The following is a 24,915-nucleotide window of genomic DNA, read 5'->3' as shown; positions in this document are numbered from 1 at the left end:
TTGCGTGGTCGCCCGGCTCAGGCTTCGGGTGCCGCCTCGACGATGAGCACCTCGCGGTCCGCCTGCTCGGTGACTTTCCGGCCGACGCCGGAGAAGTGTGTCTCGTGGGAGCCGTGTTCACCGATGACGATGGTGCTCGCGCCCACCTCGTCGGCGTACTCGAGGATGACGTCCTGTGGCAGCCCGTGCCGCGTGACCCCCTCGACTTCCACGCCGGACCGCCTGCCCATCTCGCGCACGTCGGCTACGCACATGTGAGCGTGGTCCTCGGCGAAGATGGTCGCCAGCTCGGCGGAACTGAGCGCCGGTTCGTTGAACCGCCGTTCGTCGACGACGCAGATGACGTGCAGACGGGCCCCCTCCTCGGCCGCGACGTCGATGGCGCGCTCGGCGGCCGCACGTGCGTACTCGCTCCCATCCGTGGCTAACAGGATGCTCTCCATGGTCGGAGTTCGCGCCCACGATAGTTATAATTTTGTCACTTACTCGCGGGGGCTACGGGTCCGGACCCGGCGGCGTCGACGGGAGCCCCGCACTTATACGACGGTAGCGGTCGAACCCCTGTCCATGCCAGACACAGACCGCATCGCCATCCTCGGTGGGACGTTCACCCCGCTCCACAACGGCCACCGTGCGCTCCTCCACAGCGCCTTCCAGACGGCGAGCCACGACGGCGAGGGGGACGGCCACGTCGTCGTCGGCCTCACCTCCACCGACCTCGCCAGCGAGACGCGGAGCGACCCCGCACACGCCGACCTCCTCGGGTCGTTCGACGAGCGCCGCGACGCCCTCGCGGAGACGCTCGCCCGGGTCGGCCAGGCGTACACTGCGAGCCACGAGATAGTGAAGATCTCCGATACGTTCGGCCCCGCGGCGACGCGGGAGGACGCCGACGCGCTCGTCGTCGCGCCGGAGGGCAAGGCCCAGCAACGCGCCCACGAACTCAACGACGTGCGGATCGAGCGCGGGTACCGCCCGCTCGAGATCCACACTTCGCCGTTCGTCGTCGCCGAGGACGGCAAGCGGATCAGCAGCACCAGAATCCGGGACGGCGAGATAGACGTCCACGGCCGGTTGCTCGACGGCGACTGAGCGCCGGCCGCGGGGTTCCCGACGCTATCCGGACTCAGTAGGGCGGGGACTCCGCCTCGATGACGCCGGCGAGGTTGTCCAGCTCGTCGGTGAGCAACACGACGATGTCGTCCAGCGTCACGATGCCCGTGAGGTTGCCCTCCCCGTCGACCACCGGCAGCCTGCGAACGGCGTGCTCGAACATCGCCGCCGTCGCCTCGAAGATCCCCGCGTCGGCGTGGACCGTCACCGGCGTCTCGGTCATCACCTCCCCGGCGGTGACGTCGGCGGGGTCGGCCCGCGGTTCGACGACGTGCAGCGTCAGGTCCCGGTCGGTGACGATGCCGACCGGGTGGCGGTCCTCGACGACGACGACGCTCCCGACGTCCTCCTCTTTCATCACCGTGGCCAGGTTCCCCGTCGTCTGGTCTCGCTGTGCGGTCATCACCGCCGTGCGCGCGATGTCCTGTACGGTCATGATACCACAGTAACACGTTGGCTGGGCCGCCTAATAAGCCTACGTCCGGGCTGGGGAACAGGTCACTCCGGGGTCGGTGCGGTGTCGGGTTCGGCGAACGTCTCCGTGAGGCCGTCGTCTCTGACCATCGTCGAGACGTACTCGGAGAGCGTCTGTGACCGTCCCTCCCCGTCGGCACCGACCTCCCTGGACGCCGAGTCGTCCTGAGTCTGTTCCTCGACCAGTTTCTCGGTCCCGGTCACCTTCACGAAGATGGCCTCGAGGTGGTCGTGGCGGGGCCCGTCCTCGCCGTCCGGCCCCGACTGCCAGTTCGTCATCGGTCACCACCCGCCTGTTCCATGGTATCACACGTCATGTCTCGCCGCACACGACATCACGTATTTAGTATGTGCACCCGACGGCCGGATAGGACGGTCTTACGCCTCGTTCTCAGAACTTCCGTCCGAGGAAACGAGCGGATACTCGACGTTCAGCGGACCGATAACCGGGCGCCGTCACTGTGGACACCGTCTAGGCCCCGCTTTGTTCCGCAGGGCCATCGACGACAGTCGAGCGACCACCGGGCCGGTGGCATCTTGGTTCTACGGAGGCTCGTAAGGACGGCGTACGGAGCCGACGGGTCCGTCACTCGTCGTCCCGCAGACAGTCACAGCCGCCGTTGTCGATGAACTCCGTGACGGCGTACTGGGTGCCACAGCGCTGACAGAGGACCTGCGCGTCGACGAACACCTCGAACTCCTCGACGTCGATGCGGTCCGTGTCCCGGAGTTTCTCGATGCGGTCCTCGGTCACGGACAGCGTGCGCGTGAGCAGTCGCTGGATGCTCTCCCGGTCGTTCGCCCGCTTCTCCTCGTCGGTCGGTTGCTGGTACTCCGCGCCGCGCCACTCCTTGAGGTACGACCGTATCGCCTGATAGGTGACGAAGTCCCGTTCGAGCGACTCGACGTCGAGTCCCTCCCGTTCCAGGCGGGTCCGCGTGTCGGTCCGGACACCGGTGCTGACGTCGTCGTCGGTGAGGTTCCGATACGTCGTCTCCACGTCGCTGTCGAGGGCGGCCTGCCCCGCGTCCCTGAGCGCCTGTTCGAGGAGTCGTTTGTTGAAGTAGTCCGCGAGGTCCCTGAGGCTCATCCGCTCGTAGCCGTCGCCGGTCCAGCGGTGCTCCAACTCCCTCCCGAACTCCTCGAGGCCGTACTCGTCGAGCAGCCGCGCCACCTTGCTCGACGGACGGTCGTCGGTGTCTGAACTCATTCTCTACCCTCTCTTCGCAACTCGCCTTGAAAAGGCTACTGGGCTCAGATGGTCGTGACGCGGGTGTAGTCGTCGTCGAGGGCCTGCGCGTCCTCCTCGAGCAGCGCGATGACGAGGAACTCCGCGGCGTCGGCGAAGTAGTCGACGAGCGCGGCGATTCGGTCGGCGTCGATGGCCTCCAGCGAGTCCAGCAGCATGAACGGCACCGTCTCGTGGAGGTCGTGGACGAGGTAGCCCGCCAGCGCGAAGATGAGGCCGACGACCTCGCGCTCGCTCTCGCTGAGGTGGTCGATGGTGTCCTCGTAGGCCGCCCCGTTCTCCGTGCTCCGGACGATGTGGAGCTCGAAGGCGCTCTTGTCGACCTTCCGCCGGCCCTCTTGGACCGTGCGCTCGATGCGCTCTATCCAGACGCGGTCGAGGTTCTCGTACCCGAGGATGTCCAGCACGGCGTCCATGTGCTCGTTGAACGCCTCGACGGCCTCGGTCTCTATCTGGCCGACCTTCGTCCGCTTGTCGGTGAGTTCGTCGACGAGCTCGTCGCGCTCCTCGCGGAGTTCGTCGGCCCGCTCGACCATCGCCTCTATCTCCTCTATCTCCTCGGTGACGTCGTCGAGGTCGGACTCAAGCCGGTCGATGTCGAACTCGAGCTGGTTGGCCTCGCGGTGGAGTTCGAGGATGTCCTCGAAGTCCTCCGACTCCAGCTCCTCGACGGCAGACTCCAGATCCTCGACCTCGTCGGTGAGCTCCTCGCGCTGGTCCTTCAGCGAGTCGACCTGCTCGGTGCGCTGTTCGAGTTCGCTCTCGACGTCGGCGAGCTTCCGCTCGACCTCCTCGCGACGGCGCTGTTCCTCCTCCGCCTCGCGCTTGTCGCTCTTGAGGTCCTCGAGGTCGCTCTTTATCTCCGAGAGGTCGTTCAGCTTCTCCTCGCGGAGGCTCTGGAGCCGGTCGACGGTCTCCTCTATCTGCTCGCGCTCCACCGACGAGCCACAGGTCCAGCAGACCACCGTCTCGTCGTCCCCTTCGAGGAGCTGTTCCGTGACCGACCCGTTGCCCGCGTCTCCGGCCTCGCCCTCGATGTCGCCCAGCACCTCGTAGTCCTCGGACTCGAGGCGCTCCTCGTTGTACTGGATCAGGCTCTGGAGGTCGGAGATGTCGTTGTTGAGGCTCTGGCGCTGTTCCCGGAGGCGCTCGATCTCGCTCTCGAGGTGGTCCATGTCCCCCATCGGCGTCTCGGGCAGTTCCTCCAGTTCGTCCGCCAGTTCGCTCCGCTCCTGCTTGAGCGAACGGATGCTCTCCTCTCTGGACTCGATACGCTGTCGGAGCGATTCGAGGTCCGAGCGGGTACTGCGCAGGTCGTCGAGGCGCTCCTCGAGCTTCTCCTGTTCCCGGCGGCTCTCCTGGATGTCGTGACTGCTCTCGTCTATCTCCGCCTCCTTCGCCGCGAGCTCGTCGCGCTTGTCCGCTATCTGCTCGCGGAGGGAGTTGCGCTCCTGTTCGAGGTCCGGGAGGTCCCGCTTCCGGGACTCGATGGTCGCGAGTTCGTCGTTGATGTCGTCTTTCTCCTGTTCGAGGCGTCGGATCTCCTCTTTGATGGCCTCGGTGTCGACCGGACGCATGATGACGTCCCGGAGGTCGTCGCCCCGGGCGACGGACTGTCTCGCCTCGTTGGTCTCCAGGAGGAAGGCAAAGAGGTCGGCGACCGCCGAGTCGTCGAGATAGCCCTCGCCCGAGAACTGGATGCTGTCGCCGGCGCGCTTCAGCGTCCGTTCGTACACCTCGTCGTCGTACTCGAAGGTGACACGCCCCTCGTCGGCGTCGCCCTTGAGCGTCGCCTGTCGGCTCCCCATCGCGGCCATGATGGACTGCAGGAACGACGTCCTGTTGGTCGCGTTCTTGCCCGAGAGGATCGTCACTCCGGGCGAGATGTCCAGTTCGGCCTCGTCGATACCGCCGATGTTCTCGACGGCGAACCGGGCCGAGTTACTAACTTCTTCTGGCGTCGACATACTAAACCGCTGCATCCGTATTGCAATAAATCTTCTCTGTTCGGACAACCGTCCGTGGTCGCGGCATGGGCACCCTCGAACGCCCAGACTAACACGAGTACTATTGTGAGCACATCCGATTCCGGCGGTTTAAGCCGTTCCTGTGTCGGCCGAGACGCCGCTGTGGCAGAGCCTCACCGAGCATTCGATATAGCGCTATACGGTTTACGAGTTCGACAGAGGCCAGATTACCGTCGCTCTGCAGAGGACAGAATCCCTTTCTGCTACAGGAGGTCGTAGATATTTGCGGTGTAGACGTCCCTGACGCGGTTGCCCCACTCGTGGGTGTAGGTGTCGATGACGTCCTGTGCCACGTCGCCCCTGAGGTACTTCACGACCCCACGGTCTCCGGTTCGGTCGCGCAGGTGCGTGGTGAAGAAGTGCCGGAAGTAGTGGGGCGTCACGTTCTCCTCGGCGCCGCCACCGTCCCGGTACCAGCCGTGGTCGCGGGCGTGCGTCTCGACGAGGTGGTGGACCATGTCCGGCGTCAAGCGCTGGCCCCAGTCCCCGCTCGTCGAGACGAACAGCGGCGTCGCCGGCGACTGCGTGTCCGGCCGTATTGCGAGCCAACGTCGCAGGACGGCGGCTAACTCGTCGTCGACGGGGACCGTGGTGTCCCGTCTTCGCTTGTTCGAGGCCGTCCGCTCCTCGCCGTTGACGGCCTCGCCGCGGGTCGGGGCTGCAGACACGTACAGCGAGTCCGGGCGGCCGTCCAGTCCGGCACGGACTGGCACGTCGGGTCGCGGGCCCGCGTCCGCGAGGTTCAGGTCACGCACGTCGAGATTACAGAGTTCGCCGACACGCATCCCGGTCTTGAGCAGCGTGACGACGACGGCCCGTTCGAGGGGATGGGTGATCTCTGCGACGAACGACCGCATCGCCGGGAGGCCTATCTCGCGTCGCGTCGGGTCGGTGTTGATCGACTCGTCCATCTCCTCCATCACCAGCGTCATCGGGTTCGAATCGAAGGTGCCGACCTGCGTCATGTACGCGTAGAACCGGTGGAGGTAGGAGGCGTACGTGGCGACCGTGCTCTCGCTCTTCGCCCCGCGGAGACCGTGGACGTAGGCCATGCAGTCGCGGTGGGACGCCTCGGCGACCGGAATCGGGCGCCCGCCCTCGGCGAGGAACGACTCGAAGTCACGGAGGACCCGCTCGTAGAACGACCGCGTCCGGTCGCTCTTGCCGTGGTACGTGATATCGTCGAGGAAGTACCCGACGGGGTCCTCGCCCGCGTCCGGCGTGGCGGCGTCGGAACTCATTCGTCCAACACGTACCCCCCGTGCCGACCGCTGTAGCGGACCCGACCAGCAGACTGGAGCTCCTGCAGGGTCTCGTCCAGACGCTGCTCGATGTCGTCGGTGAGCTCCGCGAGCAGTTCGTCCCAGTCGTAGTGGCCCCCGTCGGAGAGAACCTCCTGCACCCGCGTCTTCAGGCCGTCGACCCCAGGGGTTGCGTCCGAGGAACCGTGTTCCGACTGTCCGGGGTCGTTCTGCGTGCCGGTCTTCGACGTCGATTCGGCCGTTTCGAACCCGCTCCGGCCCGCCTGCACCATCGTACGTACGAACTCGCTCTGGCTCATGTCGAGCTCCGACGCGTGTTCGCGCCACTGCTCTTTCTGATAGGCCGGCACGTACGTCCTGACCGACGTCCGTTCCGTTGCATCACTGTCCGCTGTCATAGCTAGCGTCACTCACCCCGGCCACTTCAAAGTAGCCCCATCCTAACAGATAAAAGCCTTTATTTGTGCTTATGGGTCTGTCAACGACGGCAATTTGGGTATACTCACACGCATCTAATAGATAACTCTCGGTCTCCTGCGCGATACTAGGTCACAGATTCACAAATCTAAACAGAGCTGCTCTGCACGGCGTTTCCGTTCCGACGGAGTCGCAGCAAACAGGTCCTCCCTCGTCGAGCGGGTCGGCGACGTACTTTGCTCAGGCTCCCCACCGACCGCACGGGCTGATGTCGGAAATCGAACAGGCAGCAGAGCTCCAGATTCGTACAGCGCGCTTGATGTCCAACCGATGCGGACACCAACCGATGGTGGTGTATCGCCCTGATTTAGTGACTGACCACGTCATCTTGTGCCCGTTATCCGACGGAACCCCCAGGGCCCGACGTACCGGACACCGTGGTTCGACGACAGTGCGGTCCCATCGGATATCTCAGCAAGCGCGCCAGCTGCTACTCCCGGTCGACTAGGCGGACGTCATCCTCGGAGGACTGGGGTCCACAATCTCCGACCGTTCGTGTCCAGGCCCACGCTAGCGTGCTCGCTGGGTACGCCTGTGACTGTATGTACTACCGTAATGCTCTCGAAAAAGGGGTGTCTCTTGCGGGTGAGTTGTAGCCGCCCCCAGTTGGTTCGCTGTGCCGCGACAGGGTCAGTCGTTTCGCCACCCCCCACGGTCGACTGGCGTGTTGCGGTGGTGCAGACGGTGTCTTACCCGTCTATTGCGGGCTCTCCTCGTAAGGCGCGTTAGTGTGAGGGGTCGGCAGTCTCAGCGATGGTGTGGGCGGGCTGACCTACTAACAGACCGTCCACGCTCCCCTGAGAACCTATCTCGACGCGCTCACCACTCAGGGCACCGTGACGAACGTAGCTGAAGACCGCGGGTGCGTGCCGGAATCGCTGTTGAATAGAGACGCTCAGTCTACACCGGTCTCGCTCGAGGCCCCGAATGGTGTCCGTCGATTCGAGTGGCGGACGCTCACCTTCGTCTCTGAGCACAGAGACGTCTGCTACCGCATCCACAGCACCGTGTCGAGAAGCGCCACCGACCAGGGTCCAGTGAAGACATCTGCCCCTGGTAGCGACGGCCGAATCCAAAATGGCTTGTCACTGGGCCGGTTCGAGACGAGTATGCGCGCGACACGACATGGGCACCAGCGACGCGGGAGGCCGCGGTAGGATGGCAGATCCCGGTACGGTCCGTCTGTTCATGCTGCTCATCGTCGTCGTGGTGATGCTCGTGAGCCTCGTCGTCTCTCTGTACCTCGTGAAGTACCTCGTCGAGTACACCTTCGAATCCTGACTCTGCGCCTGTCCCTGAGCGTGAGCGTCGACATTAATGTAGAATATTGGCCAATTCTGACGACTGCTCTCGAACTCGTAAACTTCATGCCGCTATACTGAATTCGTCTACTGTGTCGAGTGCTGGCCATCCGTAGAAATTGGAGAGGAACCCAGTGAGCGTCCCGTTTTGGCCGATTCGGCCGATGTCGTCTCGCCGGTGTCGCGAAGTGTCGGCGCGTCCGCGGCTCGCCGGAACTGGGAAAGGGGATCCTCGCCGAGTAGCGGCACGGTGGACGCTGACCCGGCGCTGGGCTCGAACGTTTATGTCTGTGTGTTCCGTGTGTCCACACAGCAATGGTAACGGAGACGGTCGCTGCCTTCGAGTCCTCGCTCGCCGAGTACGACGTACCGGTGACGCGCACCGACCGCACGTCGGTCGCCACGACGGTAGCAGAGGTGGCCGAGCAGCCGGCGGTCGGCGTCGCACTCGACGAGACGTTCGGCGACGACGCGTTCGCACTCACCGACACCGACGTCACGGTCGACCCCACCCCTGCGGAGCTGCGGTCCGCGCGGACGGGCGTCACTGGTGCACGCCTCGGCGTGAGTGACTACGGGACGGTCGCGCTCGAACAGACCGAGCGCGGGAGCGAACTGGTGAGCCTCTTCGTCGACACCCACGTCCTCGTCGTCCGTGCGGCCGACCTCGTCGAGGAGATGGAGACGGCCATCGAATCGCTGGGGGCCGAGGTGGACGAGGCACGGGGAAGCACGATACTCGCCACCGGCCCGAGCGCAACGGCGGACATGGGTGCCCTCGTCCGCGGGGCCCACGGGCCGAAAGACGTCCACGTCGTCGTCACGGAGGACGGCTGATGTCGCGGGCCGACGACATCCGCGACCTGATGCGGACGGAGGGGGCCGCCATCGCCGAGAACACGCAGGGGTTCAACGAGGGTCGGTACGCCTCGGTGGCCGACCTGGAGGACTACGAGGCGCTCAAAGACGAGGCGCGAGCCATCAAGGAGGACTCCATCGAGCGGTTGCCAGAGCTCCTCGACCGACTGGAGACGGCCGTCACCGAGAACGGCGGGACGGTGTACATCGCCGACGACGCCGCCGACGCCAACGAGTACATCCGGTCGGTCGTGGCCGAGCGGGACGCCGACCGCGTCGTCAAGAGCAAGTCGATGACCAGCGAGGAACTGGAGGTCAACGAGGCGCTGGAAGCCGACGGCGTGGACGTGCTGGAGACCGACCTCGGCGAGTGGGTCCTCCAGCTGGCCGAGGAGGCGCCCTCACACATCGTCGCGCCGGCCATCCACAAGTCCCGCGAATCCATCGCCGACCTGTTCAACGAGCTGTTCGACCCCGACGAACCGCTGGAGACGGCCGAGGAGCTGACCCGGTTCGCGCGGGCGGAACTGGGCGAGCGCATCGTCGACAGCGAGGTCGGCATCACGGGCGCGAACTTCCTCGCCGCCGACTCGGGGACGATGGCGCTGGTGACCAGCGAGGGCAACGCACGGAAGACGGTGGCGGCGACGGACACCCACATCGCGGTGGCCGGCGTCGAGAAGGTCGTCCCCAGCGTCGCCGACTTCCAGCCGTTCGTCGAACTCATCGGTCGCTCCGGGACGGGACAGGACATCACCTCCTACGTCTCGCTGCTGACGCCCCCGGTCGAGACGCCCGTGGTCGACTTCGCGGACGACGAGACGCCACTCTCCGAGTTCCCGGACGACCGGGAGTTCCACCTGGTCCTCGTCGACAACGGCCGGCTGGCGATGCGGGACGACGACCAGTTGCGCGAGACGCTGTACTGCATCCGCTGCTCGGCGTGTGCGAACTCGTGTGCGAACTTCCAGAGCGTCGGCGGCCACGCCTTCGGCGGCGAGACGTACTCCGGGGGCATCGCCACGGGGTGGGAGGCCGGCATCGAGGGACTCGACACCGCCGCCGAGTTCAACGACCTCTGTACGGGGTGCACCCGGTGTGTCGATGCCTGTCCGGTCAAAATCGACATCCCGTGGATAAACACGGTCGTCCGGGACCGGATCAACCGCGAGGGCGAGCGGCCCGCAGACTGGCTGGTCGACGGCTTGACTCCCGACGAGGAGGCCGAGGGGGCGCCCCTCCAGAAGCGCTTCTTCGGCAACTTCGACACCGTCGCGAGGCTCGGGAGCGCCACCGCGCCCGTCTCGAACTGGCTGGCCGACACGCAGACCGCTCGCTGGTTCATGGACCGGGCGCTCGGCGTTGACCCGCGCCGGGACCTCCCGCAGTTCCAGCGCGAGACGTTCGTCGAGTGGTTCGCGAACCGAGCGTCGACCGTCGAGGAGCCTCGCCGCCGGGCCGTCGTGTATCCCGACCTCTACACCGACCACGTGCAGGTCGACCGCGGGAAGGCGACCGTCGAGGTCCTTGAGGCGCTCGGCGTCGACGTCGTGGTGCCCGAGGTGCCGTCGAGCGGCCGCGCCCCGTTCTCGCAAGGTATGGTCGCCACCGCGAGAGACCACGCCGAACGGGTCCACGAGACGCTGGCCCCCCACATCCGGGACGGCCGGGACGTCGTCGTCATCGAGCCGAGCGACCACGCGATGTTCGTCTCGGAGTACGAGAAACTGGTCGACGAGTCCTCGTTCGAGGCGCTCGCCGAACACAGCTACGAGGTCATGGAGTACGTCTACGGACTGCTCGAAGGCGATGCACACGAGGCTGCGCTGGACGGCGTCGACGCCGGAGCAATCGCCTACCACGCCCACTGCCAACAGCGGACCCTCGGGCTGGAAGCCCACACCGTCGCCGTCCTCGAGCGACTGGGCTACGACGTGGCGGTCACGGACGTCGAGTGCTGTGGCATGGCGGGCAGTTTCGGCTACAAGAGCGACTACTACGAACTCAGCGTCGACGTGGGCGAGCGGTTGGCCGACCAGCTGGAGGGCGAGGGGGTCTCGGACCGGCCGGTGGTCGCCAGCGGCACCTCCTGTCTCGAACAGATAGACGCACTACTGACGCGGACGCCGCGCCATCCGGTGGAACTGCTGGCACCCGAAACCGACGGTGAAACCGGCCAGCCCCCTCAGTAGTTCAGGTACACCGTCTTCGAGAGGGTGTAGAAGTCGAGGCCGGCGTCGCCCTGCTCGCGGTACGTCTCGCTGGAGGAGTCCTTCATGCCGCCGAAGGGGACGTGGAGTTCGAGGCCGGTCGTCTTCTCGTTGACCTTCACGACGCCGGACTCGGACTCGTCGACGAAGTCGTGGGCCTCGGAGAGGTCCTGCGTGACGATGCTCGCCGAGAGCCCGTAGCGCACGTCGTTGGCCACCTCGAGGCCCTCCTCGTAGCTACCGACCGGGATGACCGCGAGGACCGGCCCGAATATCTCCTCCTGTGCGATGCGCATGTCGGGTTCCACGCCGGAGAACACCGCCGGTTCGACGAAGAACCCGTCGCCGGCGTCGACCTCGCCGCCGCCGGTCTCCAGCGTCGCGCCCTCCGACTGGCCGACGTCGACGTACTCGAGCGTACTGTCGAGTTCGCTCTGGTTGACCTGCGGTCCCATGTCCGCGCCGTCGAGGCCCGGCCCGACCTCGATGGCCTCGGCGGCCGCCACGACGCCCTCGACGAACTCGTCGTAGACGTCCTCGTGGACGATGGCCCGCGAGGTGGCCGTACAGGCCTGCCCGGTGACGCCGAACGCGCCGCTGGCGGCGATGTCGACGGCCTCGTCGACGTCAGCGCTGTCCATCACGACGACCGGGTTCTTCCCGCCCATCTCCAGCTGGACGCGCTTGCCCGTCTCGTTGGCCTGTTCGCCGACGGTGTTCCCGACGGCCGAACTCCCGGTGAAGGAGACGGCGTCGACGGCCTCGTGTGTCGAGAACGTCTTGCCGACGGCGCTGCCGGGCCCGGTCACGTAGTTGAGGGCGCCGTCTGGGAGGCCCGCCTCGTCGAGACACTCGACGAGTTTCCGGGCGACGTTCGGTGCAGCGGAGGCGGGCTTGAACGCGACGGTCGTCCCCGTCGCCAGCGCCGGCGCTATCTTCCAGGCGGGGATGGCGATGGGGTAGTTCCACGGCGTGATGAGCCCGGCGACGCCGATGGGCTCGTTCTTCGTGTACAGCGTCGTGTCCCGACTGCTCGAGGACTTGACCGTGCCGCCGATGTCGCTGGCCTTCGCCCCGTAGTACGAGAAGATGTCGACGGCTCGCTGGACCTCGCCCGCCGCCTCCGGCCGGGCCTTCCCCTCCTCCCGGACGAGCGTCTCCGTCAGTTCGTTCTTGCGTGCCTCGAGGGCCTGCGACGTGGCCCGCAGAATCGCCCCGCGCTCCGGCCCCGGTGTGTCGGCCCACGCCTCGCTCGCGGCGGCCGCGGCCTCGACGGCGCGTTCCGCGTCTTCGACGCCTGACTGCTGGAACGCGCCGACCACGTCGCTCCGGTCGGCGGGGTTGCGGTTCTCGAACGTCTCGCCCGTCTCGGCGGCTACCCACTCGCCGTCGACGTAGTTGTGATACGTATCGACCATCGAATCAACCGACACGCGCGGGCTACGATAAAGTTTTGGTGGGCCACCGGAACCGACAAGAGCCCCCGGCGTGCAGTAGACACGTATGCGCTACTACCGCACAGTCGCGGGCGGGGAGCCACGACTCGTCGCGCGCGACGGGGACGACGCCTACGACCTGACCGCTGCCCGGTCGAGCGTGACGGCCTTCACCGACCTCGCGCACGTCGCCGACGTCGCCGACGAGTCCGCCGACGCCGTGGCGCGCGGACTGTTCGAGGACGCCGTCGCGGTCGACCGACCCGACGCCGCCGACTGCGCCGCCCCGCAGGTCGACGAGGTGTGGGCCGCCGGCGTCACCTACGAGATAAGCGAGCAAGCCCGCGAGGCCGAGAGCGGGATGCCCGAGATGTACCTCGACGTGTACGAGGCCGAGCGGCCGGAGATATTCTTCAAGGCGACGCCGAGCCGGACGGTCGGCCCCGGCGACGCCGTCGGCATCCGCGGCGACTCCGAGTGGGACGTCCCGGAACCCGAACTCGGCATCGTCCTCTACGAGGGCGACATCGTCGGCTACACGGTCGGCAACGACGTGAGCAGTCGGTCCATCGAGGGCGCGAACCCGCTGTACCTCCCGCAGGCGAAGATATACGACCGCGCCTGCTCGCTGGGCCCCTGCGTGGCGACGCCGGCGGCCGTCGGCGACCCGCACGACCTCGAGATGACCATGACCGTCGACCGCGACGACGAGCGCGTGTATCAGGGCGTCACCTCGACGGGAGAGATGGTCCGGACCTGCGAGGAACTCGTCTCCTTCCTCACCCGCCACAACACGGTCCCGGAGACGACCGTGCTGCTGACCGGGACGTCGCTGGTCCCCGACGAGGGGTTCACGCTCCGGCAGGGCGACCGCGTCGACGTCCACATCGAGGGTATCGGTCGGCTCTCGAACCCGGTGACGCCGGTCTGAGCGGGGGGCCGACACAGGCGCACACGTCCGCCGCGCCCTCTCGGCCGCCCTCACACCGTCGCCGAGGCGTCCGGACGGGCCAGACAGATGTTCGGTCCTGCGGAACGCAGAGGCGGGCTGGGAGAACGGCAACGGCCACGTATCCTAACGAACGTACGTATGTTACGTGTTCGAGAATCCGGCAGGAGCGGAGATGCTACGCGTCGTTCACTCTAGCCGAACGGACGCGGGCTGCGTCGGTCAGGAGTCCACGGGCGGCGACACCGTGAACCGGGTACTCTCGCCGACGGTCTCGCCCCCGCGTACCGCCGTCACGGTGAGCGTCACGGCCGTCGTCGTCCCGCACCCGTCGTTGACGACCTCGTCCCACTCGTCACCGACGGCGACCGGGCCGGCCTTCGACCGGCGGAGGTACTGCCGGAAGGTCGCCTCACGCAGCGACGCCGCGACGTCGGCCGACCCGCTCGCGCGGTACGTCAGCGTGACCACGTCGGCGTCGTCCATACGACCTATTCGGATTCCGGGATGAAAAACGACGCGACTGCACAGGTCGAACTGTCGTTCACTCCTGCGGAACGCCGACCGGCGGGGAGTCGGTCACCACGACGTGATGGTCACGTCCCGCAGCGGCCGGTCCAGCGGAATCGACACCTGCCCGCCGGTGTAGTGCGAGATGTAGAACCCGGCGATCATCTCGAGCGAGCGGGTGGCCTCCTCGCCCGTCGACGGGTTCGAGCGGTCGCCGTCGAGGACGGCGACGACGTCGCGGGCGGCGTTCGCGAAGGCGTCGCGGTAGTCCTCGTCCCACGTCCAGGCGCCCTCGATGCCGGGGAGCGGTTCTTCGACGTGCTCGCCGTCCTCGAGCCGCCAGTAGCGCCACTCGCCGTCGTCGTTGTTGAGGTAGAGCTTCCCCTCGCTGCCGACGAACTGGAGCGTCATCGACGACTCCGCCCGCGGGATGGTGCAGTCGATGGTGACGAAGGTGCCGTCGTCCATGACGACGAACCCGCCGCCGCCGGCGTCGTCGACCCGCTCGGCCGCCTCCAGCGAGTCGACGGCCTCGTTCTCCCCGGTGATGTACCCGGAGACGGTGTCGGCCCGGTCGTCCAGCAGGTAGACGAGCGTGTCGAGCAGGTGCGTCGAGTTGCGGAGCAGTTCCATCCGGAACTGGGTGGCGACGGCGTGCACGTCGCCGATGATGTCCTCCTCCTGGACCAGCTCGCGGAGCCGCTGGAGTTTGGTCGTGAACCGGAACGAGTGGTTGACGAGCAGTTCGGTGTCCGTCTCCGCGCAGACGTCGACCATCTCCTCGGCGTCGGTCACGGAGGAGGCGATGGGCTTCTCGCACCAGACCAGCGACGGGTCGGCCGCCGACCGCGCCGCGTCGACGACGTGGTCGGCGTGGAGATACGACGGCGTGCACACCGAGACGACGTCGAGGTCCTCGGCGTCGAGCATCGCCTCGTGGCCGACGTACCGCCGGTCCCGAGGAATCTCCCACGCCTCGCCGAAACGGGCCAGTTTCTCCTCGTCGACGTCGGCCACCGCGACCAGTTCGACGCCCTCGGTCGCGTCGTAGCCGCCCGCGTGGCTGGCCCTGACCTTCTTCTTCCCGATGTCCTCCTCGTCGTGCATCCCGAGGATGCCCATCCCAGCGATACCGCCCGTTCCGATGATACCGGCTCTGTACGTCATCTCACTCGTAGGTGTGGAGGCTCCCGGTCTGGTTGTCCTCGATGTAGTCCCAGTCGTAGTCGACGCCCAGTCCCGGGCCGTCGGGCACCTCGACCATGCCGTTCTCGTCGACGGTGTCTATCATGTCCGAGTAGTCGCCCTCGTAGACGGGCGGTTGCGTGTTGGGACAGTCCGGGTGGACCAGCGCGAGTTCGTAGTAGTTGGTGTTGCGGATGGCCGCGATGCAGTGGCGCTGTGCCGGGCCGGGGGCGTGGAACTCCACGTCGAGGCCGAACCCCTCCGCGACGCTTGCGCGCTTCATCGCCCCGGTGATGCCGGCGTCGTACTCCGGGTCCGCCCGCAGGAAGTCCGTGGCCTCGTTGGCGACGAAGTCCGTCGCCGGTTCGAGGCCGCGGACGTGCTCGGTCTGGAGGATGGGAGTGTCCAGCGCCTGCCGGAGTTTGCGGTGACCGTGCTGGGAGATGCCCCCGTCCCGGTACGGGTCCTCGTACCAGAAGAACCCCACCTCGTCCAGCGCGCGGCCGAGTTTCAGCGCGTCGGCGAACGTCTCCAGTTCGCAGGCCGGGTCGTGCATCAGGTCCATCTCGTCGCCGACCCGGTCGCCGACCGCGTGGACCGCCGCTATCTCCCGGTCTAAGTCGCGCGACCCCTCGCTCCCGCCCCAGCCGTGGATCTTGAACGCGCCGTAGCCCAGTTCGAGACACTCCTCTGCGAAGTCCGCGAAGGCCTCGGGCGTGTCGAGGCCGCCGTTCTCGTCGCCGTGGTACGTCGACGCGTAGGCCGGGAACTTCCGGCGGTAGGTGCCCAGCAGTTCGTGGATGGGGGCGTCGTGGTACTTCCCGGCGAAGTCCCAGAGGGCGATGTCGATGGGGCCCATCCCCATCCGGTCGTACTTCCGGAGCGCGCGTTTCACCTCGCTCCAGTGTTTCTCCCGTTCCAGCGGGTTCTTCCCGACGAGGTAGTTCGCGAAGGTGTTTATCTGGGCCGCCCCCGGCGAGTTGCCGCCGACGTACTCGCCCGTGATGCCCTCGTCCGTGTGGATCTTGATGCCGAACAGCTTCCGCTCGGTCACCGACCCGGGTTCGTAGACGAGGTTGAACCCGTGCTGGTCGGTGCCCACGTCCTCGATAGGATAGGAGAACTCCACTGACTCGATGCTGGTAATCTCCGGCGCCATACTGGTACCATGAGATACCATCACAATAAACGTGCGTGCTCCCCGGGCGATTGCCGCCACGCGCCGGCCGACCGACCCCGACTGACGCAGACGACGGTGTCGGCCCGCTGACCGCTCTCACCGGTGGATTCATGACGGCGTGGTGAGACGAGTACTGTGTCATGGTAGGGCACACCGAGTACGACTACACGGGCGAGTCCGCTGTCGTCACCGGGTCGACGAAGGGCATCGGCCGGGGAATCGCCGAGGGGCTCGCCGACGCCGGCGCGAACGTCGTCGTCAACGCGCGGGACGAGACGGAGGTGAGCGAGGTGGCCGACGAACTGGCCGACCGCGGGTCGGGCGACGCCGTCGGCGTCGCGGCCGACGTCGGCGACCCGGGGGCCATCGAGCGACTCGTCGAGACGGCCGTCGACACCTTCGACGAGATAGACCTGCTCGTCAACAACGCGGCGACCTGGCCCCGGGAGGACTCCCTCGTCGAGTCGACGCTCGACCAGTGGAACCGGACGATGGACGTCAACGTCCGCTCGCAGTTCTACGCCGCGAAACTCGTCGCCGAGCACATGATAGCCGAGGGAATCGAGGGCTGTATCGTCAACCACACGAGTCAGGCGGGCGACCGGCGGACCGGCCCGTTCGGCCTGTACGGCATCTCGAAGACGTCGATAAACGGGCTGACGTGGCGGATGGCGCAGGAACTCGCCGAACACGGCATCCGGATGAACGCCGTCTCGACGGACGTGACGGAGACCGCCCAGACCCGCTACGAGGCCGAGGTGGAAGCGAGGGACGACCCGGACCGGACCGCCGAGGAGATACTCCGAGCGCGCGGCGAGAGCCGTCCCCTCGGTCGACTCGGCCAACCAGAGGACCTCGCGGACGCGGTGCTGTGGCTCGCGAGCGACCGGGCCGACTACGTCGTCGGGGACATCGTCAGAGTGAGCGGCGGGGGGAACCTGGAGTGAACCGATGCGATTCGTAGACACGCACACGCACACGTGGGGTCCCGACACCGAGGAACTGCCGTGGCCGGTCGACCTCCTGCCGCCGGGGTGGGAGGGCGCCTACACCGCCCACGACCTGATAGCCGACATGGACGCCGCGGGCGTCGAGGAGAGCGTCATGGTCACGACGCCGCTGTACGGCCGCGGCGTGCGAGCCAACGAGTACACGATGCGCTCCATCGAGGCCTACCCCGAGCGGCTGTGGGGCGTCGGGCTGATGGACTTCTACGGCGACCCCGAACAGGTCCGGGCGGACCTCCGGCGCGTCGTCGGTCACGACCGGATGCTCGGCGTCAGGATGCACGCCTGTCTGGCCTACGCGGAGCACTCGACGGAGCTGGACCGGACGGCCGACTGGATACTCGACGACGAGTTGGCACCGGTCTGGGACGAAGCCGCCGAGCAGGACGCCTCGGTGTTCGTCTTCCCGAAGGCCGAGCAGCTCTCGATGCTGGAGACGCTGGCCGGTCGCCACCCGGACGTGCAAATCGTCGTCGACCACATGGCCTACCCCGACGAGACGACCGACCCGGACGAGGCACCGTGGACGGACTTCGAGTCGCTGGCCGACCACGACAACGTCGCCGTGAAGGTGAGTTCGCTCCCGCGGTCCAGCGAGGCGGGCTGGCCCTACGAGGACCTCTGGGGGTACGTCCGCCACCTCGCCGACTGGTTCGGCGCCGAGCGACTGATGCTCGGGTCCGACTACCCATGGATGGACGACTGGGCCGACTACGAGGCCTGTCTCTCGTGGGTCGAGGAGGCCCCGTTCCTCTCGGCGCGGGACTACTCGTACCTGGCCCACCGGACGTTCGAGGCGATTCACGAGGGGTAGACTGGTTACTCACCCTAGACGTTTATCCTGTCACTGCGTCTCACACCGGTATGGCCCCGACGATAGAGCGCATCGAGACCGTCGAGTTCAGCTACGACCTGCCGGACGTGGGGACGCCGCCGGGCGGGTTCGACGTCGTCTACGACCCCGGCAACGTGATGGAGCGGCGGCTGTTCGCCGTGAGAATCACGGTTAGCGACGGGCTAACCGGGGAGTACGTGGGGAGCAACTCGCCCGGCGCCGCCCAGATAAACACCGTCGCAGACTACCTCGTGGGCCGCGACCCGACGCGGCGCGAGCACCACTGGTCGGAACTGAAGCGCGCGCTCCGGAAGTACGACCGGATGGGCATCGGACCCTTGGACATCGCCCTCTGGGACTACGCAGGCAAGAAGTACGGCGCGCCCATCCACGAACTGCTCGGGAGCTATCGTGACCGACTGCCGGCCTACGCCTCCACGTATCAGGGCGACCGGAGCGGGGGGCTGGACTCGCCCGAGGCGTACGCCGACTTCGCGGAGGCGTGTCTGGAGATGGGATACCCCGGCTACAAGGTCCACGGGTGGGACGGCGACTGGCGCGACCCGGACCTGCTGGAAGCGACGGTCCGCGCCGTCGGCGACCGGGTCGGCGACGAGATGGACCTGATGCTCGACCCGGCGTGTGACCTCGACACCTTCGCCGAGGCCCTGCAGGTGGGCCGGGCCTGTGACGACCACGGCTACCTCTGGTACGAGGACCCGTATCGGGACGGGGGCATCTCCCAGCACGGTCACCGCAAACTCCGCCAGCACCTCGACACGCCTCTCCTCCAGACCGAACACGTCCGGGGGCTGGAACCACACACCGACTTCGTGGCGACGGAAGCGACGGATTTCGTCCGTGCGGACCCGGAGTACGACGCCGGCATCACCGGGGCGACGAAGATTGCGAACGCCGCCGAGGGGTTCGGACTGGACGTGGAGTTCCACGCGCCCGGCCCGGCACAGCGCCACTGCATCGCGGCGACGCGGAACGCGAACTACTACGAGATGGCGCTGGTCCACCCCGAGGCGCCAAACACGACGCCGCCGGTGTACGAGGGCGGCTACAGCGACGACCTCGACGCCGTCGACGACGCGGGGACCGTGCCCGTCCCGGCCGGCCCGGGACTGGGCGTCGACTACGACTGGGACTTCGTCGAGGCCAACGAGACGGGTCGGCGGGAGTACGCGTGAGGACTGGTCCGCCGCGTCGCCGGAATACCTAATTAGTGGACCGTCGAACGGGAGGTATGCCACACGAACGAGTCCTGTTGTGTATCGCCCCCGAAGACAGAGACGCCGTCGACGACCTCGTCGATGCGACCATCGACGTCGTCGAGGACGACGCGACGGTGTACATCCTCTACCTGTTCCCGGAGGGCGACTACGAGTCGCTGCTGGAACAGATGGACGTCGACCCGACCAGCGGGGCGCTCTCGCCGGACGAACTCGCGGCCCGGCAGGAGGCCATCAAGCCGCCGGTGGACGCGCTGACCGAGCACGGGGTCGACTACGAGATACGGGGCGTCGCGGGCGGCAACCCGGCCGAACAGGCCGTCCGCCGCGTCGACGAACTGGGCGCGACGCTCGTCGTCGTCGGCGGCGAGCGACGGTCCCCCGCGGGCAAGGCGATGTTCGGCGACTACGCCCAGCAGGTGCTCCTGAACGCGGACTGTCCGGTGCTGTACGTCAAGCGCCCCTGACCGGCGTTCTCAGAGGTCCGCGGCCTGCTCGCCGCGCTCCTCCTCGGGCAGCCCGCCGACCATGCGCCTGACGATCTCGTCCTGGTCGAACTCGTCGGCGTCGATGATGCCGGCACTGCGGCCCTGATGGAGGACGTGGACGCGGTCGGCGGCCCGCCGGATGTAGTCGAGGTTGTGGGAGATGAGGACGATGGAGATGCCCTGGCTCTGCATCCGGTCGATGAGTTCGAGGACCCTGTCGGCGCCCTCGACGGAGAGGGCGCTCGTCGGTTCGTCCATGATGACGATCTTCGGGTCCGAGAGGAGCGTCCGCGAGATGCTGACGAGCTGGCGCTCCCCGCCCGAGAGGTTCGACACCTTCTCGCCGACGTCGACGTGTATCTCGAGGTCGTCGAGCAGCTCCTGTGCGCGCTTTCGCATCGCCGACTTGTCGAGCACGCCGAAGAGGCTGTCGGGCCCGCTGACGGTCTCGCGGCCCAGGAAGATGTTCTGCGTGACGGTGAGGTTGCCGGCGACGGCGAGGTCCTGAAACGTCGTCTCGATGCCCAGGTCCTTCGCGACGCGCGGGTTCGGGATCTCGACGCGCTCCCCGTCGATGGATATCGTCCCCGAGTCCGGCTGGAGGGCGCCGGCCAGACACTTGATGAGCGTCGACTTCCCGGCGCCGTTGTCGCCCGCCAGCGCGAGGATCTCGTTGCGCCGGAGGCGGAACGTGACGTCCTCTAGGGCCACCACTTCGCCGAACGTCTTCGTTATCCCCTCCATCTCGACGATGTGGTCGACGTCGCGCTGAGTCGCCTCGGCCATGACTCTGAAATGTCGGTGGGACAATAAAAGCGTTCGCCCGAGCGGGACGGGTCGCGGGGCGAGCGCAGACCTGTCAACTGTGCCAAAGTTATAATACCGCGACGACAGAACCGATACGGCATGGCGCGAACGGCCGTCGACTTCGGCGCTGCCCGGGAGCAGGTGACGCTCGAACAGATAGGCCAGTACGGCCCGATACTCGGTCTCGTCGGCCTCTACGTCGCGTTCACCGTCCTGAACGACCGGTTCCTCACAGTGGGCAACCAGGTGAACGTCCTCCAGCAGGTGTCCATCATCGGCATCATGGCCATCGGCGTCACCTTCCCGATCCTCTGTGCGGAGATCGATCTGAGCATCGCGCAGGTGATGGAGATATCGGGGCTGACCATCGCGACGCTGGCCGTCGGCGCGCGCCTGTTCGAGGGGTTCGCGATTCCGGTCGCGGCGGCCATCGTCGTCGGCCTGGCCCTGGGCGGGACGTTCGGCGCCGTCTCGGGGTTCGTCACCGCCCGGTTCGGCGTCCCCTCGTTCATGACGACGCTGGCGATGCTGTTCCTCGCAGACGGGCTCGGTCTCATCGTCTCCGGGAACCGTCCCATCATCGGTCTCCCCGCGTCGCTGACCGCGCTGGGCGGGTCGCGGGTGTTCGGGTTCCCCAGCATCGTCGTCGTCTTCCTCACGCTGCTGGTCCTCTCGCAGTTGCTCCTCTCGTACACCAGGTTCGGCCTCTACATCTACGCCATCGGGGGCGACAGGCAGGCCGCGGAGCGCATGGGCATCAACGTCCCGGTCGTGCGCCTCGGGACGCTGGTCATCTCCGGCGTGTTCGCGGCCATCGCGGGCCTCGTCACCCTCGGCCGGCTCGGGAGCGCCATCCCGACGATGGGGTCCGGCCTCCTCCTTCCGCCCATCGCCGCCGTCATCCTCGGCGGCGCCAACCTCTTCGGCGGGTCCGGGAACATGGTCGGCACGCTCGTCGGCGTCCTCATCCTCGGCGTGCTCCAGAACGGCCTGAACCTCATGGGCGTCGGCCCCTCGGGCCAACTCGTCGCGCAGGGCATCGTCCTGATGCTGGCCGTCCTCGCGAACGTCGTCGGACAGGACTGAGTCCTGATAACTGAAGTTACTTTCATTCTCACCGATACTTCTATCACGCCGCGTGTCAAATTGTGGTAGTGTATGTCACGCGACATTCCCAGACGACGGTTTCTCCGCACCGGTGTCATCGCAGGGTCAGCGCTCGTCGCCGGCTGTGGCGGCGACGGCGGCGGCGGTGACGGCGGCGACGGCACCGACGGGACGACCGAAACTACCGCTGGCGACGGCGGCGACGGTGGTGACGGCGGGGACGGTGGCGGCGAGCAGACGACGACCGAGAGCGGGCCGCCGTCCGTCGCGCTCTCGGTCCCGTCGCTGGAGTTCACGTTCTTCGCCCGGATGCAGAACGCGTTCGACGCCGCCAAGAGCGAGGGGACCATCGCGTCGGACTCGACGTTCTACGACGCCGGCAACTCACAGAGCACGCAGGTCTCCGACGTCGAGACGGCCATCTCGAACGAGGTCGACCTCCTGCTCATCTCGGCCATCACGGCCGAGGGTGTCATCAGCGCCATCCGACAGGCCAACGACGCCGGCATCCCCGTCGTCGCCATCGACCGCAACGTCGCCGAGGGCGACACGGTGAGTTACGTCGCCTCCGACAACGTCCAACTCGGCCGCCGGTCGACGGAACTGTGTCTCTCCTTCATGCAGGAGATGGAGCAGAAAGACACCTACAACGTCGTCCAGCTGGAGGGGACCCCCGGAGCGAGCGTGACGAACGACCGCGGCGAGGGGTTCAGCAACGCCGTCAGCGAGAACGACAGTCTGAGCCGCCTCGCCAGCCAGACCGGCGAGTTCTCCACGCAGAACGCCCTGAGCGTCATGGAGGACTTCATCACCCAGTACGGCGACGAGATAGACGGCGTGTTCTGCCAGAACGACCTGATGGCGCTGGGCGTGCACCAGGCGCTCCGGAACGCGAACATGTCGGTGCCCGTCACCGGCATCGACGGCACGGAGGCGTGGGTGCAACTGTTCTCGGACAACCAGTACTATGGGACCATCGCGCAGTTGCCCGAGGAGATGGTCAACACGGCCATCGAGACGGGCATGGCCCACCTCGCCGGCGAGGACGTCGAGGACACCATCGTCATCGAAGGGCTGGAGGTCACGCAGGACAACGCCGCCGACTACCTCGGCCAGTACTTCGGCTGAACGCGGGCGGCGTCCGTCCGTTCGACTCCACGCGGGCCGGCTCGATACAGTAGTCGGCCACGACTCCGAACGGCTGGACCGACTGCGGACACCACACATGACACAGGACACGATACACGCGACGTGGGGGGATTGGCTCGCCGAGGAGATAGCGCAGGCCACGCCCGACGGCGTCGCCGTCTGGTACCTCGGCTGTAACGGCTTCGTCCTCAAGTCGGCGACGACGACGCTGTACGTCGACCCGTACTTCGGCGACGGCGACCCGCCGAAACTGCTCCGCCTGCTTCCAGTCCCGCTGGACCCCGCCGACGCGACGGCCGACGCCGTCCTCGTCACGCACGAACACATCGACCACATGCACCCGCCGTCGTACGGACCGCTCCTCGACGACGGCGGGACGCTGTACGCACCACGGGCGTCCTACGAGTCGCCCGACTACGACGGCGACCTCCGGGTCGAAGAGGGGCGGCGGTCGGTCGTCGACGAGGGCGACTCCTTCACGGTCGGGGACTTCACCGTCAACGTCCGAGGGGCCGACGACAAGGACGCCATCGAGCCGGTCTCCTACGTCGTCGAGCACGACGCGGGGACGTTCTTCCACCCGGGGGACAGCAAGCCGGCCGACGCCTTCGAGGACATCGGCGAGGCGTTCGACGTCGACCTCGGCGTCCTCGCGTTCGGCACCGTCGGCCGCATCCACCACACCGAGGCCGGCGAGACGCGACCGACGAAGTGGTACATGACCGAGAACGAGGTCGTCGAGGCCGCGAACGACCTGCGACTGGACCGCCTCCTGCCCTCGCACTTCGACATGTGGAAGGGCGTGGCCGGGGACCCGAAGGGCCTGCACGAACACGTCGCGTCCTACGAGTTCCCCCGACAGCTGGAGGTGGTCCGCATCGGCGACCGGGTGGACCTCGGGTCGTCGGGGGTCGTCCCAGCGTCGACCCACCGCTGAGACCTAGCGGAGTTCGACCGCGCGCCCGTCCTCAGCGGCCTCGTAGACTCCCTTCAGCGTCCGGATGTCGACCAGTCCGTGTTCCCCGTCGGCGTACGGGTCCTCGCCGGTCAGCAGGCAGTGCGAGAAGTACTCGAACTCCTCCTCCATCTGGTCTATCTGCTCGAAGGAGACGTCGAGGTCGGACCCGCCGTGGGAGACGTGGAGTCGCCGCTCGTCCCACGGGTAGAAGGCCGGTTCGACGCGGACCTCGCCCTCGGTGCCGGTCACCCTGATGTGGCTCGCCATCGCCGCGTTCTGACTGGCCGTGCAGACGGCGAACGTGTGGTCCGGGAAGTCGACCTGGAAGGCGGCGTGTTCGTCGGGGACGTCCTCGAATTCCTGCTGTACGGAGGCGACCGACCCCTGTACGCGCACCGGGTCGGCGTCGAGCAGGAACCGGGCGGTGTTCAGCGAGTAGATGCCGATGTCCATCGCCGCGCACCCGCCGGAGAGCTCCCAGTCGAGCCGCCACTGGTCCGGGTCCGGGACGAGGTCGAGGATGGGTTCGCTCATGTTGCCGTGGACGAACACCGGGTCGCCGACGTACCCCGCGTCGATGAGGTCTCTGGCCCGCCGGACGGCCGGTTCGGTGTGCATCCGGTAGGCGACCATCAGCGTCACGTCGTGTTCGTCGCACGCCGCGACCATCCGCTCGGCGCGGTCGACGGTCGCCTCCATCGGCTTCTCACAGAGGACGTCCTTCCCGAGTTCGGCGGCCGTCTCGACGAACGGCAAGTGGCGGGCGTTCGGCGTGACGACGTAGACGGCGTCGTAGGCCTCGCTGGCGGCGCCGTCGTGGAACTCCTCGTAGGTGACGGCGTGTTCCACCGTCTCGGCGTCGGCGGCGACGGACTCGGCCTTCTCCCGGTCGCCGCTGACCAGCACCGTCGTCTCGCAGAGGTCGCCGGCGGCGACGGCCGGCATCGCCTGCTCCCGGGTCCACCAGCCGAGCCCCACCATCGCGAAGCGGACGGGGTCGTCTGTCTCGGTCACGTCCTGCCAGTCGCGGCGGTCGAACGCCTCCGTCAGCGCTGTCAGTTCCATACCGGTCGTTCACCTCCAGTGACAAAAGAG

General features: G+C 67.1%; 25 protein-coding genes. 12 read left to right on the top strand and 13 right to left on the bottom strand.

From position 1 onward, the window contains the following. Positions 1-17: 17 nt before the first annotated feature. The gene (locus tag ACV7GQ_RS08365) at positions 18-443 is read right to left on the bottom strand and encodes a universal stress protein (protein WP_470313056.1); all 426 of its coding nucleotides are present in this window, start codon (positions 441-443) and stop codon (positions 18-20) included. A gap of 124 nt (positions 444-567) precedes the next feature. On the opposite strand from ACV7GQ_RS08365, the gene ACV7GQ_RS08360 reads away from it, so the two are divergent. Continuing rightward, positions 568-1,092, top strand: a complete 525-nt coding sequence (locus tag ACV7GQ_RS08360; protein WP_470313055.1) for a phosphopantetheine adenylyltransferase — start codon at positions 568-570, stop codon at positions 1,090-1,092. A 34-nt stretch (positions 1,093-1,126) separates the two neighbouring features. Here ACV7GQ_RS08360 and ACV7GQ_RS08355 read toward each other — a convergent pair whose 3' ends face one another. From ACV7GQ_RS08355 to ACV7GQ_RS08330, 6 genes are all read right to left on the bottom strand, one after another. After that, a complete protein-coding gene (locus tag ACV7GQ_RS08355; protein ID WP_470313054.1) occupies positions 1,127-1,549 on the bottom strand; it encodes a CBS domain-containing protein in 423 nt (140 codons plus the stop codon). A 62-nt stretch (positions 1,550-1,611) separates the two neighbouring features. Next, positions 1,612-1,866, bottom strand: a complete 255-nt coding sequence (locus ACV7GQ_RS08350) for a hypothetical protein (protein WP_470313053.1) — start codon at positions 1,864-1,866, stop codon at positions 1,612-1,614. A 307-nt stretch (positions 1,867-2,173) separates the two neighbouring features. Further along, positions 2,174-2,797 (bottom strand): rod-determining factor RdfA, encoded by a 624-nt coding sequence (gene rdfA, locus ACV7GQ_RS08345; protein WP_470313052.1) that lies wholly within the window; start codon positions 2,795-2,797, stop codon positions 2,174-2,176. A 44-nt stretch (positions 2,798-2,841) separates the two neighbouring features. Further along, the gene (locus ACV7GQ_RS08340; protein WP_470313051.1) at positions 2,842-4,803 is read right to left on the bottom strand and encodes an archaea-specific SMC-related protein; all 1,962 of its coding nucleotides are present in this window, start codon (positions 4,801-4,803) and stop codon (positions 2,842-2,844) included. Positions 4,804-5,066: 263 nt separating this feature from the next. Next, on the bottom strand, positions 5,067-6,104 hold the full coding sequence (locus ACV7GQ_RS08335; RefSeq protein ID WP_470313050.1) for a tyrosine-type recombinase/integrase: 1,038 nt from the start codon (positions 6,102-6,104) through the stop codon (positions 5,067-5,069). Further along, the gene (locus ACV7GQ_RS08330; protein WP_470313049.1) at positions 6,101-6,523 is read right to left on the bottom strand and encodes a DUF5805 domain-containing protein; all 423 of its coding nucleotides are present in this window, start codon (positions 6,521-6,523) and stop codon (positions 6,101-6,103) included. Before ACV7GQ_RS08330 ends, ACV7GQ_RS08335 begins: the two co-directional genes overlap by 4 nt. A 1,237-nt stretch (positions 6,524-7,760) precedes the next feature. Between ACV7GQ_RS08330 and ACV7GQ_RS08325 the strand changes: the two genes are divergently transcribed. The 3 genes from ACV7GQ_RS08325 to ACV7GQ_RS08315 all read left to right on the top strand — a co-directional run bounded on the left by ACV7GQ_RS08325 (position 7,761) and on the right by ACV7GQ_RS08315 (position 10,953). After that, positions 7,761-7,883, top strand: a complete 123-nt coding sequence (locus ACV7GQ_RS08325; RefSeq protein ID WP_470313048.1) for a hypothetical protein — start codon at positions 7,761-7,763, stop codon at positions 7,881-7,883. 335 nt (positions 7,884-8,218) lie between these two features. Then, complete coding sequence (locus tag ACV7GQ_RS08320) at positions 8,219-8,740, top strand: LUD domain-containing protein (protein WP_470313047.1); 522 nt, start codon at positions 8,219-8,221, stop codon at positions 8,738-8,740. Next, positions 8,740-10,953 (top strand): LUD domain-containing protein, encoded by a 2,214-nt coding sequence (locus tag ACV7GQ_RS08315; RefSeq protein WP_470313046.1) that lies wholly within the window; start codon positions 8,740-8,742, stop codon positions 10,951-10,953. Before ACV7GQ_RS08320 ends, ACV7GQ_RS08315 begins: the two co-directional genes overlap by 1 nt. On the opposite strand, the gene xacF is transcribed toward ACV7GQ_RS08315, so the two are convergent. Then, positions 10,947-12,389: a 2,5-dioxovalerate dehydrogenase gene (gene xacF, locus ACV7GQ_RS08310; protein ID WP_470313045.1), complete on the bottom strand. Its 1,443-nt coding sequence runs from the start codon at positions 12,387-12,389 to the stop codon at positions 10,947-10,949. The two genes, ACV7GQ_RS08315 and xacF, sit on opposite strands and share 7 nt — an antisense overlap. 85 nt (positions 12,390-12,474) lie before the next feature. On the opposite strand from xacF, the gene ACV7GQ_RS08305 reads away from it, so the two are divergent. After that, positions 12,475-13,338 carry a fumarylacetoacetate hydrolase family protein gene (locus tag ACV7GQ_RS08305; protein ID WP_470313044.1) on the top strand — a complete coding sequence of 288 codons (864 nt, stop codon included), beginning with the start codon at positions 12,475-12,477 and terminating at the stop codon, positions 13,336-13,338. Between the two features lie 240 nt (positions 13,339-13,578). Here ACV7GQ_RS08305 and ACV7GQ_RS08300 read toward each other — a convergent pair whose 3' ends face one another. The 3 genes from ACV7GQ_RS08300 to ACV7GQ_RS08290 form a co-directional block, all read right to left on the bottom strand. Next, positions 13,579-13,842, bottom strand: coding sequence for a DUF7968 family protein (locus tag ACV7GQ_RS08300; RefSeq protein ID WP_470313043.1), 264 nt, complete (start codon positions 13,840-13,842; stop codon positions 13,579-13,581). Between the two features lie 93 nt (positions 13,843-13,935). Further along, complete coding sequence (locus tag ACV7GQ_RS08295; protein WP_470313042.1) at positions 13,936-15,033, bottom strand: Gfo/Idh/MocA family protein; 1,098 nt, start codon at positions 15,031-15,033, stop codon at positions 13,936-13,938. A 1-nt stretch (position 15,034) separates the two neighbouring features. Then, positions 15,035-16,210 carry a mandelate racemase family protein gene (locus ACV7GQ_RS08290; protein WP_470313041.1) on the bottom strand — a complete coding sequence of 392 codons (1,176 nt, stop codon included), beginning with the start codon at positions 16,208-16,210 and terminating at the stop codon, positions 15,035-15,037. Between the two features lie 161 nt (positions 16,211-16,371). Between ACV7GQ_RS08290 and ACV7GQ_RS08285 the strand changes: the two genes are divergently transcribed. From ACV7GQ_RS08285 to ACV7GQ_RS08270, 4 genes are read left to right on the top strand one after another with little or no spacing between them, the layout of a single operon-like run. Continuing rightward, entirely contained in the window at positions 16,372-17,178 is an 807-nt protein-coding gene (locus ACV7GQ_RS08285) for an SDR family NAD(P)-dependent oxidoreductase (protein ID WP_470313040.1), read from the top strand. A gap of 4 nt (positions 17,179-17,182) precedes the next feature. Further along, the gene (locus ACV7GQ_RS08280) at positions 17,183-18,052 is read left to right on the top strand and encodes an amidohydrolase family protein (RefSeq protein WP_470313039.1); all 870 of its coding nucleotides are present in this window, start codon (positions 17,183-17,185) and stop codon (positions 18,050-18,052) included. Between the two features lie 50 nt (positions 18,053-18,102). Continuing rightward, positions 18,103-19,269 carry an enolase C-terminal domain-like protein gene (locus ACV7GQ_RS08275; protein ID WP_470313038.1) on the top strand — a complete coding sequence of 389 codons (1,167 nt, stop codon included), beginning with the start codon at positions 18,103-18,105 and terminating at the stop codon, positions 19,267-19,269. Positions 19,270-19,325: 56 nt separating this feature from the next. Continuing rightward, positions 19,326-19,778 carry a universal stress protein gene (locus ACV7GQ_RS08270; protein WP_470313037.1) on the top strand — a complete coding sequence of 151 codons (453 nt, stop codon included), beginning with the start codon at positions 19,326-19,328 and terminating at the stop codon, positions 19,776-19,778. A gap of 9 nt (positions 19,779-19,787) precedes the next feature. On the opposite strand, the gene ACV7GQ_RS08265 is transcribed toward ACV7GQ_RS08270, so the two are convergent. Next, a complete protein-coding gene (locus ACV7GQ_RS08265) occupies positions 19,788-20,585 on the bottom strand; it encodes an ATP-binding cassette domain-containing protein (protein ID WP_470313036.1) in 798 nt (265 codons plus the stop codon). 120 nt (positions 20,586-20,705) lie between these two features. Here ACV7GQ_RS08265 and ACV7GQ_RS08260 point away from each other — a divergent pair, with 120 nt between their 5' ends. The 3 genes from ACV7GQ_RS08260 to ACV7GQ_RS08250 all read left to right on the top strand — a co-directional run bounded on the left by ACV7GQ_RS08260 (position 20,706) and on the right by ACV7GQ_RS08250 (position 23,799). Next, positions 20,706-21,692 carry an ABC transporter permease gene (locus tag ACV7GQ_RS08260; RefSeq protein ID WP_470313035.1) on the top strand — a complete coding sequence of 329 codons (987 nt, stop codon included), beginning with the start codon at positions 20,706-20,708 and terminating at the stop codon, positions 21,690-21,692. Between the two features lie 72 nt (positions 21,693-21,764). Beyond that, the gene (locus ACV7GQ_RS08255) at positions 21,765-22,841 is read left to right on the top strand and encodes a substrate-binding domain-containing protein (protein ID WP_470313034.1); all 1,077 of its coding nucleotides are present in this window, start codon (positions 21,765-21,767) and stop codon (positions 22,839-22,841) included. A gap of 97 nt (positions 22,842-22,938) precedes the next feature. Beyond that, a complete protein-coding gene (locus ACV7GQ_RS08250) occupies positions 22,939-23,799 on the top strand; it encodes an MBL fold metallo-hydrolase (RefSeq protein ID WP_470313033.1) in 861 nt (286 codons plus the stop codon). A gap of 3 nt (positions 23,800-23,802) precedes the next feature. On the opposite strand, the gene gfo6 is transcribed toward ACV7GQ_RS08250, so the two are convergent. Continuing rightward, positions 23,803-24,885, bottom strand: coding sequence for a D-xylose 1-dehydrogenase Gfo6 (gfo6, locus tag ACV7GQ_RS08245; protein WP_470313032.1), 1,083 nt, complete (start codon positions 24,883-24,885; stop codon positions 23,803-23,805). Positions 24,886-24,915: the final 30 nt, after the last annotated feature.

Source organism: Haloarcula sp. MBLA0163 (assembly GCF_055632435.1).
The sequence above is the reverse complement of the archived record's forward strand: the minus strand, read 5'-3'. Positions and strand labels throughout refer to the sequence as shown.